This window comes from Actinomycetospora sp. 2LY8.5, assembly GCF_057180585.1.
The window spans coordinates 22,143-39,113 of record NZ_JBXUHE010000012.1 but is presented as its reverse complement, the minus strand read 5'-3'; the positions used below and the strand labels follow the sequence as shown (position 1 = coordinate 39,113).

The following is a 16,971-nucleotide window of genomic DNA, read 5'->3' as shown; positions in this document are numbered from 1 at the left end:
GGAGTGCTCAGCTCCCGGTCGGGAAGCGCAGGTTCGCGCCGACGCCGTCCTGCAGCGACGCGCCGCCGCCGAGGACCTCCACGTCGCCGCCGAGCGCGCCGACGGCACGCAGCAGCACCTGCTCGGCCGGGCGGGCGACGGGCTCGACGTCCGAAATCTCCTTCAGGTTCTTCGGGTCCGTCGAGATCTGCTCGGGCGACGACCCGACGTAGAGCTGGCCCGGCACCTCCTGGCCGTCGACCAGCAGCAGCGTGTCGACGGCGCCGGTGCGCGCGGCCGCGAGGACCGGCTCGAGGCCCTCGACGGCGTTGGCGTGGCCCTTGCCCTCCTCGAACCGCTGGCGCACGCGCGACTCGCGCTCGGTCGCGACCTCGCCGGCGACGGTGAGCAGCGCGTCCTCGAGCGCGTCCTCCGAGGCGCCCGCGGCGCGGCTGCCCGCCTCGATCTCGCGGGTGATGTCGGCGAGGTCGCCGGTCAGCTCGTTGCGCACCGCCGAACGGCCCTGGATCTCGCCGGCGATGGCGATCACCTCGGGCCGGAACTGCGACGCCGCGCTGCGGATGCCCTTGACCACGGCGGCGGCGTTCTCGTAGGACGCCATCTCGTGGCGGTTCTGCCGGGTGCGGTTGCCGACACCGCCGCCGCGCGCCTTGTGCACGCTCTCGATGGCGTCGCCCGTGACGGTTTCCTCGCCGAGCTCGCGCGCGCCCTCGGCGTTGTCGGCGATCACCTGGTAGAGGTCACCGCCGGTCTGGTCGACGACCGCGAGCAGCACGCGGACCGAGCCCGTCTGGCTGCGGTAGTAGCGCCCGAGCTCGGGCAGCGGCGACCACACCGCGAGATCGCCGGCCGCGTCCACGGCCTCGACCTCGTCGTCGAAGAGCACGCCGTCGGCCGACGCCACGAGGACGCGGCCGACCCCGGTCACCGAGCCGGCCCGCTCGCCGCTGAGCTCGTCGTCGAGCGCCGCGAGGGTCTTGTCGTCCGCGCCGTCGTTCTTCAGCTGCTTCTGCAGGTCGCGCCAACGGAGCTCGACCTGCTTGGCCGAGTTCTCCCCGGCCTGCACGGCCTCCAGGTAGACCGTCGCGAACGGCCCCGGCCGCTCGACGATCTCACGAGTGCGCGACAGGTCCATCCGGTGTTCCTCCTTGCGGTCCCGCGGGGGTCGCGGGGTCGTTTCTCGGGGTGTCCCCTCGCCTACCCGATGGCCCCGTGGCACATGCGTCTTCGCCCCCGGTGCGGCAAGCCGGACGGCGTGCGGCAGATACCGGTCGACGAGATGGCCGACACCGTCCGGCGTACCCGACGCCCATCGCCGCCTTCCCCGTCGCGATCAACCTCGACTGCCACTCCCACCGCGTGCGGAGTGACCCCCTGTGACCGGCCCGTCGGCCCCACCCCGCGCTCGTCGTCAACGACCTCCACGGCGGCGACCTACCGCGACGGCCCGGCCCGCTGGCGGCGCACGCCTTCCTGAGGCGGCCGGAGGCCGGGAGGAATCATGGACGGCATGAGCACGATCGCGTTCCCCGACGGCCAGGTGATCACCGTCGAGGCCTCCGGCCCCGACTTCGTGTTCTCGGCGGTCCTGCCGCCCCAACACGGCGGTCCGCCCGCCCATCGGCACCGCCGCGAGACCGAGGTGTTCACCGTCGAGTCCGGGCTCCTCGAGGTGCGGCTCGGGCGCGAGCGGCGACTGCTGCAGCCCGGCGAGACCGTCGCCGTACCGCCCGGCACGACCCACGGGTTCGCCAACCCGTTCGACGAGCCGGTCCGCCTGCGCACCGTCGAGACCCCGGCCGGCCCGCTCCAGGCCCAGCTGCGTGCCCTCGCCGCCGCGCCCGGGCGACCGCCGCTGCTCGAGCTCGCTCGCATCAACGCCGAGCACGGCTTCTCGTTCACCGCGGCCGGTCTCCCCGACCGCCCGCAGCGGGTCCTCTGGGCGCTGCTCGCCCGGTGGGCCCGGTGACGGCCCTGCGCGTCGCCACCTGGAACCTCTGGTGGCGGTTCGGCGACCCCGAGCGGCGCCGGCCGGCGATCACGGCCGCGCTGCGGGAGCTGGACGCCGACCTCGTCGGGCTCCAGGAGGTCTGGTCGCGCGACGGGCACCATCTCGCCGACGACCTCGGGGAGGAGCTCGGGCGCCACGCCGTCTTCGCCGCTGTCGAGGACCCCTCGCCCTGGACCGGGCGGCTCGGCGACGACGCCTTCGGCATCGGCAACGCGGTGCTGAGCCGGTGGCCGCTGCGCGACGTCCACACCGAGATCCTGCCGACGGGAGGCGGGCCGGAGGCGCAGGTGCTGGTCTCCGTCGTCGCCGACACCCCGGCCGGCTCGCTACGCCTCCTGACGACACACCTCACCCCGGCGCTGACCGACTCCGCCCGGCGCGTCGCCCAGGTCCGGGCGATCGCCCGGCACGTCGCGCACGCCGCCCCGACCGACCTCCCGTCGATCGTGACCGGCGACTTCAACGCCGAACCGGCATCCGACGAGATGCGTCTGCTCGAAGGCCACCTGACCGCGCCGGCGCAACCTGGCCTGCTGCTCGCCGACGCGTGGCGCTGGGCGACGGGTGCCGATCCCTTCGACGGGGCCACCTGGCGGCCCGACAACCCCTATGTCGCCGAGCGCGGGGACCCGCCCTCCCGCGTCGACCGCGTCCTGCTCGGGCTCGGCCGCGGCTCGGTGCCGGTGCGCGTGGACGGTGTGGGGCTCTTCGGGACGCGCCCCGAGGAAGACGTGTGGCCCTCCGACCACGCCGGGGTCGTCGTCGACCTGCGAGCGGGGCACTTCGGTCGAACCGCTCCCCCGTGCGGTGCCGCCGGGCCGTCAGTGCTCTGATCGACCTCACCAGACGAGAGCGGAGGTCGGAGCATGCAGTACGACGCGATCCTGGCCGAGACGATCGGCATCCGCGGGCACGCGGACGACGCGATCGAGGCCTACACCGCGCGACCGATGGACGGCGGGTCCCGCGGCGGCATGATCGTCATTCACCACATGCCGGGCTACGACGCCGGGACGAAGGAGATCACCCGACGGTTCGCGACGATGGGCTACAACGCCGTCTGCCCCAACCTCTACACGCGCGAGGCCCCCGGCGCCGACCCCGACGACGCCGCCGCCACCGCCCGCGCGCAGGGCGGGGTGCCCGACGAGCGGTTCGTCGGCGACGCCGCGGGGGCTGCGCGCTGGCTGCGCTCGCTGCCGACGTCCAACGGCAAGGTGGGCGCGATCGGGTACTGCTCCGGCGGGCGCCAGGCGGTCCTCGCCGGCATCGACGTCGACATCCAGGCCGCGGTCGACTGCTACGGCGCCTTCGTCGTCGGCACGCCCCCGGAGGGCTTCCCGCTGCAGGTCGCCCCGCTCGCCGACCGCATCCCCGAGCTGGGCGCGCCGCTGCTCGGACTCTTCGGCAACGAGGACTCGTACCCTTCCCCCGACCACGTCGACGAGCTCGAGAAGCTGCTCAGGGAGAACGGCAAGACCTACGAGTTCCACCGCTACGACGACGCCGGCCACGCGTTCTTCTCCGTCGACCGCCCGGCGTACCGCGTCGCGGCCGCCGTCGACGGCTGGGAGAAGATCCGCGACTTCCTCGCGCGCCACCTGGGGGCCTGACGACCATGTGCACCTACAGCACCGAGAAGCTCGCCCTCGCGAAATCCAGTGGCAAGGGCCCCGACGGCTGGTTCCCGCTCGAGGCGGCGACGGTCTACTACGACCACCCCGTCCACGCGCCCGACGCGCACACCGTCAACATCGACTTCCTCAACCCCGACCGCGGCCCCGGCGCGCGGGTGGCCGTCGAGCTGAGCCTGGACTCGGCCCGCGAGCTCCTGGCCGCCCTCGCCGTCACCGTGGAGCGCGCCGCCCACCATTGAGCCGCTGACCCCCTCCTGGTGATCAGGGGCGACGTCGGGTGCACCCCCGGGCCGCCTCGAGGTGTACGGCGCCGCCCCTGATCACGGTTCGGACACGGCTTCTTGCTCTGCCGACAGTCGCGATATATCGTTGACGTGTCGCGACCGAACGAAGAAGGAGGAGCGACATGACAACCCACGAGATTCCCGGCGGACGCCGGGACGTCGGAGGCGGCCCCGACGACGAGGGCCGCGGATTCGACGGTCGACACGGACACGGTCCGCACCGCCACGGCGGGTTCGCCCGCGAAGCGATGTTCGGCGAGTTCCCGGGCGGCCCGCGCGGCAAGTTCCGCCGCGGACGGCGGGGCGGCCCCTTCGGCCGGCCGGGTGGCCCCGGCTTCGGCCCTGGAGGGTTCGGACCGGGCTTCGGGCCCGGCTTCGGCGGCCCGCGCGGCGGGCACCGCGGACGCCGGGCGCGCGGGGACGTGCGCACGGCGGTGCTCGCCCTCCTCGCGGAGGAGCCGATGCACGGCTACCAGATCATCCAGGAGATCGGCGAGCGCTCCGGCGGGTCCTGGCGGCCCAGCCCGGGGTCGGTCTACCCGACCGTCTCCCAGCTCGCCGACGAGGGTCTGGTGCGCACCGAGAAGGCCGAGGGCCGCTCGGTGATCCACCTGACCGACGCCGGTCGCGCCTACGTCGACGAGCACCGCGAGGAGCTCGACGCCGTCTGGAACACCGCGGCCGCCGAGGACGGCTTCAGCGCCCTGCGCGAGGCCGGGGCCGGGCTGGCCGGCGCGGTGGCGCAGGTCGCCCAGGTCGGGCGGGACGAGCAGGTCGCCGAGGCGGTGCGCCTGCTCGACGAGACCCGCCGACGCCTCTACCTGCTGCTCGCGGGTGAGGAGACGACCACGGCCACGGAGCCCGACCCGGACGACGAAGGGTGAACGTCACCGGCCGGCAACACACGCGACACATCGCGACACACGGTCGGCCTAGCCTCAGGGTCCCGCTGACCTTGCTGTCCCCGCGAGACCGAGGAGGCCGCAGAACCGGCCGTGTTGCTGCGCCGACCGCCGTCCGGACCCCCCTCGCCCGGCCCCGTCCTGCGGGACGTGCCGGGCGAGGAGTGGGGCCTGCAGTACCGCACCGTGCACGGGTATCGTCGCGCCTTCCGCATGGCGGGCTCGGGCCCGGTGCTGCTCCTGATCCACGGCATCGGCGACGACTCGTCGACGTGGGCTCCCCTGCTCGACGACCTCGCCCGTGACCACACCGTCCTGGCCCCCGACCTGCTCGGTCACGGCGGCTCGGACAAGCCCCGCGGCGACTACTCCGTCGCCGCCTACGCCAACGGGATGCGGGACCTGCTCGGGGTCCTCGACATCGACCGGGCCACCCTCGTCGGGCACTCGCTCGGCGGCGGCGTGGCGATGCAGTTCGCCTACCAGTACCCCGAGCGCACCGAACGGATCGTCCTCGTCGGCGCCGGCGGGGTCTCGCAGTCGGTGAGCCCGGCGCTGCGTGCGGCGTCGCTGCCCGGCGCGCAGCTCGTCCTCGGGATGCTCGGGCTGCCCGGCGTGCGCCTCCCGACCGAGGCCGCCATGTGGACGCTCGCCCGCCTCGACCACCCGCTGGGCCGCGACGCCGAGGACCTCGTCCGGATCGTCGACGCCCTCCCCGACGCCACCAGCCGCAGCGCGTTCCTGCGCACGCTGCGCGCGGTCGTCGACTGGCGCGGGCAGGTCGTCACGATGCTCGACCGCTGCTATCTCACCGCCGGCATGCCGACGCTGTTGCTGTGGGGTTCCGACGACATGATCGTGCCGACCGAGCACGCGCAGACGGCCCACGAGGCCATGCCCGGCAGCAGGCTCGTCGTGTTCGAGGGGGCGGGGCACTTCCCGTTCCACACCCACCCGTCGCAGGTGCTGGCGGCGCTGCGCGACTTCCTCGCCGACACCGAGCCCGCCCACTGGAGCCCCGCCGAGTGGCGCGAGCTGCTCCGTCGCGGCCGGGAGACCTAGACTAGCCGGCCGAGCCCAGCATCTCGGCCATCACCTCGTGGATGCGCCGGGTGTCCTCCTCGAGGAGCCCGAACATCGCGAAGTGCCCGGCCGGGGTGTCGATCACGCGCAGCTCGCCGTGCGGCAGGTGCCCCGCCTCGGTCTCGCAGTCCTCGACCGGGAAGAACTGGTCGCCGCCGAAGGGCACGACGAAGAAATGCGCGGGGATCCGCCCGAGCGCCTTGTGCAGCGAGCCGTTGCCGTGCGGGGAGAGGTCGCCGTGCCACCACTTCGAGGCCTGGCAGATCAGGTTGTTGGGGTCCATCGGCGCGAAGTAGCCGCGGACGAAACCCTGCCGGAAGTCGTCGACGCTCGCGAACCCGAGCCGGCGCCAGTGCTCCCCGCGGTACCACTCGGGGGTGAGGCCCTGCAGCGAGAACGCCAGCGCGTGGCGGGTCAGGCCGAGGCGGACGTCCGCGGAGTCGGCGTAGAAACCGCCGGCGAAGGCCGGGTCGGAGCGCAGGAGCTCGAGGTGCAGGTCGATGAAGATCCGGTTGTGGATCGGGGTCCGCGCCGTGCCCGCGAAAGCCGCGGCGCGCGGGACCATCGCGGGGAACCGCACGGCCCACTCGTAGGTCTGCTGCGCGCCCATCGACCAGCCGAGGACCGCGTGCAGGCGCTCGATCCCGAAGTGCTCGGTGACGAGGCGATGCTGGGCGATCACGTCGTCGGCGATGGACACCGACGGGAACTGGCCCCGGTCGAACGGCGCCGCGGTGTTCGACGGCGAGCTGGACATCCCGCCACCGAGCTGCCCGGGGCACACGATGAACCATCGCTCCGGGTCGAGCGGCAGGCCGGGCCCGATGTGCATGTCCAGCGACGACGGCGTCCCCGAGTACATGTGCGGGAAGACCACCGCGTTGTCCCGCGTGGCGTTGAGCGTGCCGTGGGTGCGGTAGCCGAGCGTGGCGCCGGGCAACGTGTACCCGGACCGGAGGACGAACGAGCCGAGGTCGAAGTACTCGTGCTCGCCCTGCTGCGCGTGGGTGTAGAAGCCGCGCCCGTCGGTCACGGGCACATGAGATCACGCCCGCGAGCCTCGCCGTCCCGCGATGGGTGAGGATGGACGGGTGAGCTCCCCGGCAGGCACGTCAGACACCCCCGACGACCCCTACCTCTGGCTCGAGGACGTCACCGGCGACGACGCGCTGGCCTGGGTGACGGAGCGCAACGACGAGACGCTCGGCGTCCTGACCGGCGGTGGGGACACGGGGCGGTTCGCCGAGCTGCGCGACGACCTGCGGGCGATCCTCGACGCCGACGACCGCATCCCCTACGTCCGCCGGCGCGGCGAGCTGCTCTACAACTTCTGGCAGGACGCCGAGCACCCCCGCGGGCTCTGGCGCCGCACGACGCTCGAGAGCTACCGCACCGGCGACCCCGACTGGGAGCTGCTGCTCGACGTCGACGCGCTCGCCGAGGCCGAGGACGAGAACTGGGTGTGGGCCGGCGCGGGCGTGCGCTACCCCGACTACTCGCGCGCGCTCGTCCAGCTCTCGCGCGGCGGCGCCGACGCGACCGTCGTGCGCGAGTTCGACCTGCCCACCAAGGGCTGGGTCACCGACGGTTTCACGCTCCCCGAGGCCAAGAGCCGGGTCGGCTGGATCGACGAGGACACCGTCTTCGTCGGCACCGACCTCGGGACCGGGTCGCTGACGACGTCGGGCTATCCGCGGGTGATGCGCCGGTGGCGGCGCGGGCAACCGGTCGCCGAGGCCGAGGTCGTGTTCGAGGCGGCGGAGAGCGACGTGTCGGCCTTCGCCGGCCACGACCACACCCCGGGCTACGAGCGCGACTTCGTCGGGCGCAGCCCCGACTTCCACACCACCGAGGAGTTCCTGCTGCGCCCCGACGGCACGCAGGTGCTCATCGACGTCCCGTCCGACGCCGACACCGACATCGAGCGGGAGTGGCTGCTCGTCCGGACCCGCTCGCCGTGGTCGGTGGAGGGCGTGGAGCACCCGGCGGGCGCGTTGCTCTGCTTCGACTTCGAGGCCTACCTCACCGGCGACCGGACCGCGCGCGTGCTGTTCGCGCCCACGCCGAGCCGGTCGCTGAGCTCGCACGCGTGGACCCGGAACCACCTCGTGCTGTCGGTGCTGACCGACGTCGTGACCCGCCTCGAGGTGCTGACACCGTCGCGCGACTGGGCGCGTCGGGAACTGCCTGCCGGACCGGACCTCGGCTCGGTCGACCTCGTCGGCGTCGACCCCGACCAGAGCGACGAGTACTTCCTCGACACCGACGGGTACACGCAGCCGTCGACGTTCCTGCGCGGCGAGCTGGGTCTGGACAGCGATCCCGACCCCGAGGTGCTGCGTACGGCGCCGGCACGCTTCGACGCGACCGGGCTCGAGGTACGCCAGTTCTTCGCCACGTCCGACGACGGCACGCGAGTCCCGTACTTCGTGGTGGGCCGGCCCTCCGACACCCCCGGCCCGACGCTGATGACCGGCTACGGCGGCTTCGAGATCGCGCTGACGCCGGGCTACAGCGGGCTCGTCGGGCGCGCCTGGCTCGCCCGGGGTGGCACGTACGTCGTCGCCAACATCCGCGGCGGCGGCGAGTACGGGCCGACCTGGCACACTGCGGCGCTGGGCGAGCACCGACATCGCGCCTACGAGGACTTCGCCGCCGTCGCCCGCGACCTCGCCGACCGCGGGATCACCACCGCGCGGCAGCTGGCGATCCACGGCGGCAGCAACGGCGGGCTGCTCATGGGCGTCATGCTCACGCGCTACCCGGAACTGTTCGGAGCGATCGTGGTGATGGTGCCGCTGTTCGACATGCGGCGGTTCCACCTGCTGCTCGCGGGGGCGTCGTGGATGGCGGAGTACGGCGATCCGGACGACCCCGTCGCGTGGGAATGGATCTCGCAGTACTCGCCGTACCAGAACCTGCACGCCGACGAGGCCTACCCGCCGGTGCTGGTGACGACCTCGACGCGCGACGACCGCGTGCACCCCGCCCACGCACGCAAGGCCGTCGCGCGCCTGCGCGAGCAGGGCCACCAGGTCGAGTACTACGAGAACATCGAGGGCGGGCACGGCGGCGCGGCCGACAACGCCCAACGCGCGTTCCAGTGGGCGCTCGTGTTCGAGTTCTGCTGGCGCCAGGTGGGCTGAGCGCGCGCTGTCAGCCAACGGGCGCGCGCCCGAGCTCGACGAGGGCCCGAAGGCGCGCATGGCCACCAGCCCCTTGCGGGGCCGGTGACCACCGCTACCTTCCTCTCGGCCGAGCTAGAGGATGTCCCGGTCGAACTCGCCGGCCTTCACTCCGGCGATGAAGGCGTCCCATTCCTGCGGCGTGAACACGTGGGGAGCGCCGCTGTGATCTTTCGCGTCTCGGACGGCCACCTGCCCGGCAGGGAGCAGTCCCACCTCGACGCAGGCACCGCCTGCGCAGAACGAGGAACGCACGTACTGGGAAGCATCGGACACGAAGGATCTCACCTCTCTCTCGAGGTCCCGTCCGGCTGGTGGACGGCAACCCTGCTCCTACGAGCAGCTGGGAAGATCGGACTCGATGAGGTCCGATCATGGTGGGTCCTCTCGGTCAGCCAGCCGCTGAACGAGAGCCTTGCTCTCGCGGTGAGAGAGGGAAGTCTCGTGGAGCGCGTCGAATGACGCGATGAATCGTGCGACGTCCTCGCGGTCGTCGAAGTAGGCATCGTGGAAGGCGCTCTCGAGATTGACCACGATCGGGTCGACGTCCTCCCGAGGCATGAAGATCGTGAACGGACTCTGCAGCGCCAGGTGCGGTGGCGCCTGGAACGATCGGACCCTGAGATCGGCGGTGTCCATGAGCTCGACGATCCGTTCCAGCTGTCGACGCATGAGGGCATCGCCGCCGATCTGCCTCCGGAGAACCGCCTCGTCGAGGATGAAACGAAGGCGGGGGGCGTCCTGCGCACGAAGAAAGAGCTCCTGACGCTTCATCCGGATGTCGACGAGACCCTCCAGCTGGCCCTTCGACAGAGCCGGCAGTGTTGTCGCCAACAACGCGCGCGCGTACTCCTCGGTCTGGAAGAGACCATTGAGGTACGGGGCGCAGTAGCCGCGAATCTCCGCCGACTCCGACTCCAGTGAGACGTAGTGGTCGAGATCGGCCGGGCTCGCGTCCGAGTAGGGATGCCACCATCCTTCGGCCTTGCTCTCGGCCACCCAGCGTTCGGCCTTGCGCCGGTACTCCTCGTCCTCGACGCCGTAGAGCGTCAGGAGGTTGCGGACGTCCCACACCTTGGCCGGGATCTGACCGTTCTCGAGCCTGCTGATCTTGCTCGGGGAGACCTCGAGCTCACGAGCCGCCTGGTCCAGGCTCATGCCCGCGTCGCCGCGAAGACGGCGTAGTTCGGAGCCGAGCCGCTGCCGGACCACCACCGGTCCGAAGGAGCGCTCGGCCACCGACTCCCCCTCTCGCCGGCCGACTCATCAGGTCTGACTTATGCATTCATTCGGTTCGCGTGTGCAACTTGCACGGTAACGGCCTTGCTCAACCGTTGCCTCTCACGACGGCGCACTTTAGCGTTGGGTCATCGCACGGTCGCACCGGGTCGCCCCCGACACGCGGGGCCACTCGATCGGCGACAGGGACGAGCCGACGACGGGGAGCGCACCCAGCACACGACCTCACGGGGGAGGCACTCATGGCAGGCGACCACGCCCCACGGGCAACCGCTGACGAGCGGGGTCCACAACGGCCCCGCGACGTGCTCGCACGGGCGATCAGGACCGCCGGCGCCGAGTTCAACCTCCGCCGTCGGATCGAGGCGATGGTCGCGAACATGCGTGCCTTCGGTCGCCAGCAAGAGCTGGGGCACGCGGATCAGCGGTGCGTCGTCATGGCCTACCAGCTCAGTCGCCTGCGCCCGCCGTGGCCTGACCTCGATCCCCGACCCGCTCCCCCGTCGACGCTGGAGCCGACCGCCTGAGCAGACGACCGCAGCGGACGCCCCTGCCTTCGGACGTCCGATCATTCTGGACTGTCGTCTGTGCTACGTAATACAGTCACGGAATGCGAGCTGTTCCGGGAACCACCTGATGCCGGCCGCCGACACGTCGCCGGCGACGTTCCGCGTGAGCCCGCAGGAGCGCTACCTCCTCGAAGCCGTCGCGCACTACACCGGGAAGACGATGTCGGCGTTCGTTCGGGAGGCCGCGCTCGGCGTCGCACGGGATGTCGTCAAGGATGTCGGCACCGAGACGGTGCTCGAGGGCGACCGCCAGTGGAGCCAGAAGGGCCGGCTGACGATCGAGGAACGCCGCGAAGCCCTGGAGCAGCAGCGCGAGCACAAGAGCTGACGATCACGTGACCGTGAAGAGGCCACCGGGCGGGCCGCCCGTGTCGCGCACGATCGACCAGGCGGCCTCGTAGAGCCGCTCCCGCGCGAGGTTCAGCAGGCCGCGGTTCCCCTCGGAGCGGGTCGCAAGTTCCTCCAGGACCGGGTCGAGCAGCACGAGCACGCCGACCAGGTTCTCCGTGTCGACCGGGCACCCGGGCGCGGCGTAGTGCCGCACGATCTGCAGATAGCGCATCGCGTAGGCCGCGATCTCGACGGTCGGTGCGCCGTTCGCGACGTGGTCCACGTCGTGGAGCAGCAGCGGGTACTCCGTCGGCACGTCGAAGTCGTCGCGCAGCGCATCGAACACGCGCTCGGCCAGTCCGTGGAGGTCGAGCACCTCCTGGGGCTTGTCGCCCTCGGATCGCACTCGGTCACCCCCGAACCCCGCCATGAGGAACGGTAGGCATTCACTCGGCCGAATGACAGGGGGTCAGACGAGCCCGTGCGCCAGCGACATCGCCGCGACGCCCGCGGCGACGCCCAGCGCGAGCACCGGGACGACGATCGGACCGACGACCGGGATGCGCGAGCAGACGACCGCCACCAGCAGCGCGACGACGATGACCACGACCGCGACGGTGTGCGCTGACAGGTTCATGGGGCCTCCTCTGTAGTACGTATTACAGACTACAGAGACGGTTGCGCGCCGCCAAGTCCTCACCAGAGGTCGCGGGTGAACCAGTGGTGCGCGTAGGGGTTGGCGTTGTAGGGCTCGGTCTCGACGAAACCCTCGCGCACGTAGAGCGCACGGGCCGCGGCCAGGTCCTCGGCGGTGTCGAGCACGAGGCGGCGCAGCCCCGCCTCGCGGGCCAGGTCGGTCAGGTGCGCGAGCAGCCGCCGGCCCAGGCCCTGTCCGCGGACCATCGGGTCGACCCACATACGCTTGACCTCCCCCGCGCCCGGCGGGACGTCGGCGCCCTCGAGGCGCAGCCCCGCGCAGCCGACGACGCGGTCGCCGGCCTTGGCGACGACGAAGACGCCCGACGGCGGGGTCAGCGCCATGGGGTCGTCGGCGAGGAACTCCTCCGACCACGTCGGCTCCGGTGCCTTCCCGGGCCACCGCCGGGCGAGCTCCCCCGCGTAGGCCCGCAGGGCGGTGAGCCCGTCGGGCGAGTCGGGCCGCACGGGGGCCAGGGCGATCTCCACGCCCCCATCCTCGCTTCGGACTCAGGAGCCCTCGGCCACCGGGCCGTTCCAGTCCACCAGCTGCACGATCACGTGGTTCGGGTCGCGCACCTGGAACGCGCGCTCGCCCCAGGGCTCCGCGGTCAGCGGCATCGTGATCGCCACGCCCTCGCGCTCGAGCCGGGCGAGCTCGCCCTCGAGGTCGTCGACGACGAACGCGAGGATCAGGCCGGCGGCGTGGTCGTCGCGCTGATCGGCGGGCAGCGACTCCAGCCCCGTCCGCAGGAACACGACCGCCATGCCGGCGTCCTCGCGCGCCAGCGAGGCGAAGCCGTCGGCGGCCATCGTCGGCGCGAACCCGAAGTGGTCGACGAGGAAGGCCGCCGACGCCCCGGGGTCGGCGACGGTGAGCGAGACCGCGGACGCGGTGATCTTCATGGGTATCCCCTCTCCGTACGTTGTACAACGTACGTCGTACAGAGAAAATGTGCCAGGATGATCCGGTGGCCACCGACCCCGCCCGGACGCTCGCCCTGCTCTGGCGGGTCGAGCAGCCCACCGGCACGCGCGGACCGCGGCGAGGGCTCGATCTCGACGACGTCGTCGCCCGGGCGACCGCGCTCGCGGACGCGGGCGGACCGGACGGGCTCGCCGGGCTGACCGTGCGTGCGCTGGCCCGCGAGCTCGGCGTCGCCCCGATGACGCTCTACACCTACGTGCCCGGGCGCGAGGAGCTGGCCGACCTCGTCGTCGACGCCGCCTACGCCGCCATGCCCCGCCGGGACACCACGGGCCATGGATGGCGCGAGCGCCTCACCGCCGTCGCCGAGGAGAACCGCGCCCTGCACCGCGCCCACCCGTGGACCGCGCGCGTCGACCCGGGGCGGCCGGTGCTCGGGCCCGGCGAGACCGCGAAGTACGAGCACGAGCTCGCCGCGTTCGACGAGCTCGCCGACCTCACGGGGCTCGACGATGTCGACCGCGACGCCGCCCTGACCTTCCTGCTCGACGTCACGCGGGCAGCAGCGCTCGTGGAGCAGCAGTCGGCGGACAGCGGCGACACGGCGGCCTGGTGGGCGGCGCGGGCCCCGGTGCTCGAGCAGGTCCTCGACCCCGAGCGCTTCCCCCGCGCCGTGCGGGTCGGCGCGGCCGCGGGCGCCGTCCAGAGCTCCGCGCGCGACCCGGACCACGCCTGGCGCTTCGGCCTCGCCCGGATGCTGGACGGGCTCGCGGCCCTGGTGGGGTGACTGCGCCGTCGACGTCCTCGACGCCGGCCACGACGCTCGCCCGAGACAGGACCCGAGCTGGCGCGGCGTCGGGACCGCCCGGGTGCTCCTGGCGATGTTCAGCTGAGCACGTGCCGGTCCCGCCCGGCGCCCCACCCCACGACGAGCAGCGGCACGACGAGCAGGAGCATCACCACGATCGGAACCGTCCAGCCGCCACTCGCGTCGTGCAGCGCGCCGAGGGCGAACGGGCCGATCGCGGCGAGCGTGTAGCCGACGCCCTGGGCCATCGCGGAGAGCTCGGCGGTGTGCTCGGTGTCGGGCGAGCGCAGCGTGATGAGCAGCAGCCCGAGGGCGATGTTCGAGCCCTGCGCGATCCCGATCAGCACCATCCAGAGCGCGGCCAGCGACCCGGGCGCGGCGAGCAGCCCGCCGTAACCGACGACGTAGAACACGCTCGTCGTCACGACGACGGCGCTCTGGGACGGGCGGCGCATGGCGAACGACGGGGCCGTCGCCGAGAAGACGAGGCCGACGAACCCGGCGAGCGAGAGCAGCAGCCCGCCCTCGGCCGGCGTGCGCCCGGCGTCGACGAAGATCGTCGGGATCCAGGCCGACAGCGCGTAGAACTGCAGCGACTGCAGCCCCATGAACAGCGTGACCTGCCACGCGAGCGGATCGCGCAACAGCGCGCTGCGCAGCGTCGGCCCCTCCCGCTCGGGCGGCGGCACCGTGCGTCGCCGCGCCCGCGGGAGCCACACCACCAGCGTCACCAGCGTGAGCAACCCCCAGAGCCCGAGCGTGTCGCTCCAGTCCAGCCCCGTGACGCGCTGCATCGGCACCGTGACCGCGGCCGCCACCGCGCCGCCGCCGGTCAGCACCATCGAGTACGCGCCGGTCATGGCGCCCGTGCGGTGCGGGAAGTCGCGCTTGACCAGCGTCGGCAGCGACACGTTGCCGATGGCGATGGCGGTGCCGACGAGGATGCTGCCGACGAGGATCACCGCCAGCGCCGAGACCAGCCGCAGCGCGATCCCCACCGCGAGCACGACGAGCGCCGCCACGAGCAGCCGCTCGAGACCCCAGCGCCGGGCGAGGCGGGGTGCGACCGGCGCGAGCAGGCCGAAGCAGAGCACCGGGAGGCTGGTCAGCAGCCCGGCGACGCCGCTGGAAACACCGAGCGCCTCGCGGGCCTGGTCGACCAGCGGCGCGAGGCCGACCACCGGCGGACGCAGGTTGGCCGCGAGGAGCAGGACCGCGAACGCGGCGAGCACGCCGCCGCGGCGCACGGCCGTGGAGTCGGCGGTGGGGGTCGGTGCGCTCACGACCAGGCCTGCGCGATCTCGCCGGCCCGGGCGCGCCCCTGCTCCCGGCCGGCGCGCGCGGACGCCGGCATCGTCGACGGGTCGAGGACGTTGGTGCCGAACGCCGCGACGGCGGTCTCGTCGGCGAGGATCACGACCGCAGTGGTGTCCGGGTGCCGCTCCTGCCGGTGCTCGATCTCCTGGGTCACCGAACGGAACGGTCCGCCCGCCGGCGGATCGAGCGGGGCGACGACGAGCAGGCGGTCGGCCGGTCCCAGGATCTCGAAACCGTCGTCGTCGGCGCGCGCCACGTGCACGATCGACGCGACGCCGCCGTCGATGTAGCGCCGGGTGCCGGCCGTCATCGGCGGCCACACGCCGGGCACGGCACAGCTCGCGGCGACGGCGTCGACCAGCCCGACGCGGGCATCGCGGGTGAACACCGCGAGATGACCGGTCTCGGCGTCGACCGCGGAGATCCGCAGGTCGGTCTTCGGCCACTCCTTCACCGGCAGGCGGGCGTCGATCACCGCGCGGCGCTCGGACTCGGAGGGCGTGTCGGCGGCGAGCGCCCACGCGCCGAGCCGGGCGCGCATCTCGCCGGCGTTGCGGGCGCCGTCCATCGCGGCGGCGAGCTCGGCGCCGAGGGCCTCCATGTCGAGGTTCGCGGGGGGACCGGAGCCGCCGGACGTGCCGGCGAGGTGCTCCTCGTGGACCGCGGCGAGATCGACGCCCGTGGTGAGCAGGGTGCCGACGACGGAGCCGGCCGAGGTGCCGACGACGCGGTCGGCGAGCCCGAGGTCGACGCCGCCCTCGGCGAGACCGACGAGGACGCCCACCTCCCACGCGATGCCGGCGAGGCCGCCGCCACCGAGGACGAGCGCGCGGACGGGACGGGAGCGATCGGCGTCGGTCACCGCGCCACCCTCTACCCCGTCGGCACGTCGCGCACAGCCGGTGTCACGGATGGCACGATTCACGCCGGCGGCAGGCGCACGAGGACGTCGTAGAGCCGGGTCGTCTGGTCGGCGTCCAGGTTGTCGTCGCTGACGAGCAGGACCCGCAGCGCGCCGTCCGGGGTGCGCCCGAGCACCGCCATGCCCTCGATGTTGTCGAGCAGCGGGTTCGTCTGGGCCTGCCGGGTGCCGGCACCGAGACCCGGGCACGCGCCGAGGTCGGCGAGGAGGGTGCGCGGGAGGTCCGTCGGGGCCGTGCCGCGAGGGTCGGCGAGCGCGAGGTGCACGGTGTTGCCGACGCCCGAGGTGTAGGAGCGCTCGACGACCAGCAAGCGCCCGTCGCCGGTGGCGGCGAGCTCGGAGACGTCGAGGCCGGCGGCGGGGCGGTACTCCCGCTGCCCGTCGGGCCACGTGAGGAAGCGGCGCACTCCGGGGTCGTCGCCGTCGAGCGGGCCTTCCACGGCGGCGACGACCGTGCCGTTCCCGAGGACCGCGACGCCTTCGAAGGTCTTGTTGTCGCTCGCCCGATCCGCGACGTCCGGCGGCACATCGAGCCGTCCGACGACCCGGCCGCGCGCGTCGAACCGGTACACCGCGGGCTCGGTCTCCGACGTGACGAGCCGCGTGCCGTCGGCGTCGACGGCGAGCCCCTCGGCGTCGAGGGCGTCCCCCGACTCGTCGGCCAGCGGGAACGCGCCGGTGGGCTCGCGGGTGCGGGGGTCGAGGGTGAAGAGGACCGAGCGGTCGCTCAGCGCGAGCAGCGTGCCGTCGCGGTCGACGGCGAGCCCCGAGAACCCGCCGACCGGCCACGTCCGGCGCGCCCCGTACTCGCGTCCGTCGAGCACGTCGGAGAAGCCGGTGATCGCCACGCTCGGCGAGCAGGGCTGCGGGGCGACGAGGGCGGACCGGACGCCGGGCGTCGACCCGCCACCGCACGCGGCCAGCACGATCAGCAGGAGCACGAGCGCCGCTGCCCTGGTCACCCTGCGCAGCGTGCCGGATCGGGGTGAACGGCGGGGAACCAGGGCTCGCTCATGATCGACGTGGCGTTACGGACACTGGGTGTCAGCGACGCCACGCC

20 protein-coding genes are annotated in these 16,971 nt (G+C 73.1%); 9 read left to right on the top strand and 11 right to left on the bottom strand.

Annotated elements, in window-relative coordinates; all coding sequences use genetic code 11:
- Positions 1–7: 7 nt before the first annotated feature.
- Positions 8–1,135: a baeRF2 domain-containing protein gene (locus AC2A1K_RS15810; RefSeq protein ID WP_483897258.1), complete on the bottom strand. Its 1,128-nt coding sequence runs from the start codon at positions 1,133–1,135 to the stop codon at positions 8–10.
- A 375-nt stretch (positions 1,136–1,510) separates the two neighbouring features.
- Between AC2A1K_RS15810 and AC2A1K_RS15805 the strand changes: the two genes are divergently transcribed.
- From AC2A1K_RS15805 to AC2A1K_RS15780, 6 genes are all read left to right on the top strand, one after another.
- The gene (locus AC2A1K_RS15805) at positions 1,511–1,969 is read left to right on the top strand and encodes a cupin domain-containing protein (RefSeq protein WP_483897257.1); all 459 of its coding nucleotides are present in this window, start codon (positions 1,511–1,513) and stop codon (positions 1,967–1,969) included.
- On the top strand, positions 1,966–2,844 hold the full coding sequence (locus AC2A1K_RS15800) for an endonuclease/exonuclease/phosphatase family protein (RefSeq protein ID WP_483897256.1): 879 nt from the start codon (positions 1,966–1,968) through the stop codon (positions 2,842–2,844). The genes AC2A1K_RS15805 and AC2A1K_RS15800 overlap by 4 nt, the downstream gene beginning before the upstream one ends.
- Positions 2,845–2,877: 33 nt before the next feature.
- The gene (locus tag AC2A1K_RS15795; protein ID WP_483897255.1) at positions 2,878–3,624 is read left to right on the top strand and encodes a dienelactone hydrolase family protein; all 747 of its coding nucleotides are present in this window, start codon (positions 2,878–2,880) and stop codon (positions 3,622–3,624) included.
- A gap of 5 nt (positions 3,625–3,629) precedes the next feature.
- Positions 3,630–3,887 carry a DUF6295 family protein gene (locus AC2A1K_RS15790; RefSeq protein WP_483897254.1) on the top strand — a complete coding sequence of 86 codons (258 nt, stop codon included), beginning with the start codon at positions 3,630–3,632 and terminating at the stop codon, positions 3,885–3,887.
- 167 nt (positions 3,888–4,054) lie between these two features.
- A complete protein-coding gene (locus AC2A1K_RS15785) occupies positions 4,055–4,816 on the top strand; it encodes a PadR family transcriptional regulator (RefSeq protein ID WP_483897253.1) in 762 nt (253 codons plus the stop codon).
- Between the two features lie 231 nt (positions 4,817–5,047).
- On the top strand, positions 5,048–5,896 hold the full coding sequence (locus AC2A1K_RS15780; protein ID WP_483897346.1) for an alpha/beta fold hydrolase: 849 nt from the start codon (positions 5,048–5,050) through the stop codon (positions 5,894–5,896).
- A 1-nt stretch (position 5,897) separates the two neighbouring features.
- Here the strand turns inward: AC2A1K_RS15780 and AC2A1K_RS15775 are convergent, their stop codons facing one another.
- Complete coding sequence (locus tag AC2A1K_RS15775) at positions 5,898–6,950, bottom strand: alpha/beta fold hydrolase (protein ID WP_483897252.1); 1,053 nt, start codon at positions 6,948–6,950, stop codon at positions 5,898–5,900.
- A 40-nt stretch (positions 6,951–6,990) separates the two neighbouring features.
- On the opposite strand from AC2A1K_RS15775, the gene AC2A1K_RS15770 reads away from it, so the two are divergent.
- On the top strand, positions 6,991–9,063 hold the full coding sequence (locus AC2A1K_RS15770; RefSeq protein ID WP_483897251.1) for a prolyl oligopeptidase family serine peptidase: 2,073 nt from the start codon (positions 6,991–6,993) through the stop codon (positions 9,061–9,063).
- A 114-nt stretch (positions 9,064–9,177) separates the two neighbouring features.
- On the opposite strand, the gene AC2A1K_RS15765 is transcribed toward AC2A1K_RS15770, so the two are convergent.
- Both AC2A1K_RS15765 and AC2A1K_RS15760 read right to left on the bottom strand, forming a co-directional pair.
- Positions 9,178–9,378 carry a DUF397 domain-containing protein gene (locus AC2A1K_RS15765; protein ID WP_483897250.1) on the bottom strand — a complete coding sequence of 67 codons (201 nt, stop codon included), beginning with the start codon at positions 9,376–9,378 and terminating at the stop codon, positions 9,178–9,180.
- A 96-nt stretch (positions 9,379–9,474) separates the two neighbouring features.
- Entirely contained in the window at positions 9,475–10,314 is an 840-nt protein-coding gene (locus AC2A1K_RS15760) for a helix-turn-helix domain-containing protein (RefSeq protein WP_483897345.1), read from the bottom strand.
- 663 nt (positions 10,315–10,977) lie between these two features.
- Here AC2A1K_RS15760 and AC2A1K_RS15755 point away from each other — a divergent pair.
- Positions 10,978–11,238, top strand: coding sequence for a plasmid mobilization protein (locus tag AC2A1K_RS15755; RefSeq protein WP_483897249.1), 261 nt, complete (start codon positions 10,978–10,980; stop codon positions 11,236–11,238).
- A 3-nt stretch (positions 11,239–11,241) separates the two neighbouring features.
- On the opposite strand, the gene AC2A1K_RS15750 is transcribed toward AC2A1K_RS15755, so the two are convergent.
- From AC2A1K_RS15750 to AC2A1K_RS15735, 4 genes are all read right to left on the bottom strand, one after another.
- Positions 11,242–11,646 (bottom strand): hypothetical protein, encoded by a 405-nt coding sequence (locus tag AC2A1K_RS15750; RefSeq protein ID WP_483897248.1) that lies wholly within the window; start codon positions 11,644–11,646, stop codon positions 11,242–11,244.
- A gap of 63 nt (positions 11,647–11,709) precedes the next feature.
- Entirely contained in the window at positions 11,710–11,877 is a 168-nt protein-coding gene (locus AC2A1K_RS15745; RefSeq protein WP_483897247.1) for a hypothetical protein, read from the bottom strand.
- 59 nt (positions 11,878–11,936) lie between these two features.
- Entirely contained in the window at positions 11,937–12,425 is a 489-nt protein-coding gene (locus tag AC2A1K_RS15740) for a GNAT family N-acetyltransferase (RefSeq protein ID WP_483897246.1), read from the bottom strand.
- A 21-nt stretch (positions 12,426–12,446) separates the two neighbouring features.
- Positions 12,447–12,842 (bottom strand): VOC family protein, encoded by a 396-nt coding sequence (locus AC2A1K_RS15735; protein WP_483897245.1) that lies wholly within the window; start codon positions 12,840–12,842, stop codon positions 12,447–12,449.
- A gap of 65 nt (positions 12,843–12,907) precedes the next feature.
- Between AC2A1K_RS15735 and AC2A1K_RS15730 the strand changes: the two genes are divergently transcribed.
- The gene (locus tag AC2A1K_RS15730; protein WP_483897244.1) at positions 12,908–13,651 is read left to right on the top strand and encodes a TetR/AcrR family transcriptional regulator C-terminal domain-containing protein; all 744 of its coding nucleotides are present in this window, start codon (positions 12,908–12,910) and stop codon (positions 13,649–13,651) included.
- A gap of 98 nt (positions 13,652–13,749) precedes the next feature.
- On the opposite strand, the gene AC2A1K_RS15725 is transcribed toward AC2A1K_RS15730, so the two are convergent.
- From AC2A1K_RS15725 to AC2A1K_RS15715, 3 genes are read right to left on the bottom strand one after another with little or no spacing between them, the layout of a single operon-like run.
- Entirely contained in the window at positions 13,750–14,955 is a 1,206-nt protein-coding gene (locus AC2A1K_RS15725; protein WP_483897243.1) for a CynX/NimT family MFS transporter, read from the bottom strand.
- A complete protein-coding gene (locus AC2A1K_RS15720) occupies positions 14,952–15,851 on the bottom strand; it encodes a patatin-like phospholipase family protein (RefSeq protein ID WP_483897242.1) in 900 nt (299 codons plus the stop codon). The genes AC2A1K_RS15725 and AC2A1K_RS15720 overlap by 4 nt, the downstream gene beginning before the upstream one ends.
- 59 nt (positions 15,852–15,910) lie before the next feature.
- Positions 15,911–16,873: an esterase-like activity of phytase family protein gene (locus AC2A1K_RS15715; RefSeq protein ID WP_483897241.1), complete on the bottom strand. Its 963-nt coding sequence runs from the start codon at positions 16,871–16,873 to the stop codon at positions 15,911–15,913.
- Positions 16,874–16,971 lie beyond the last annotated feature (98 nt).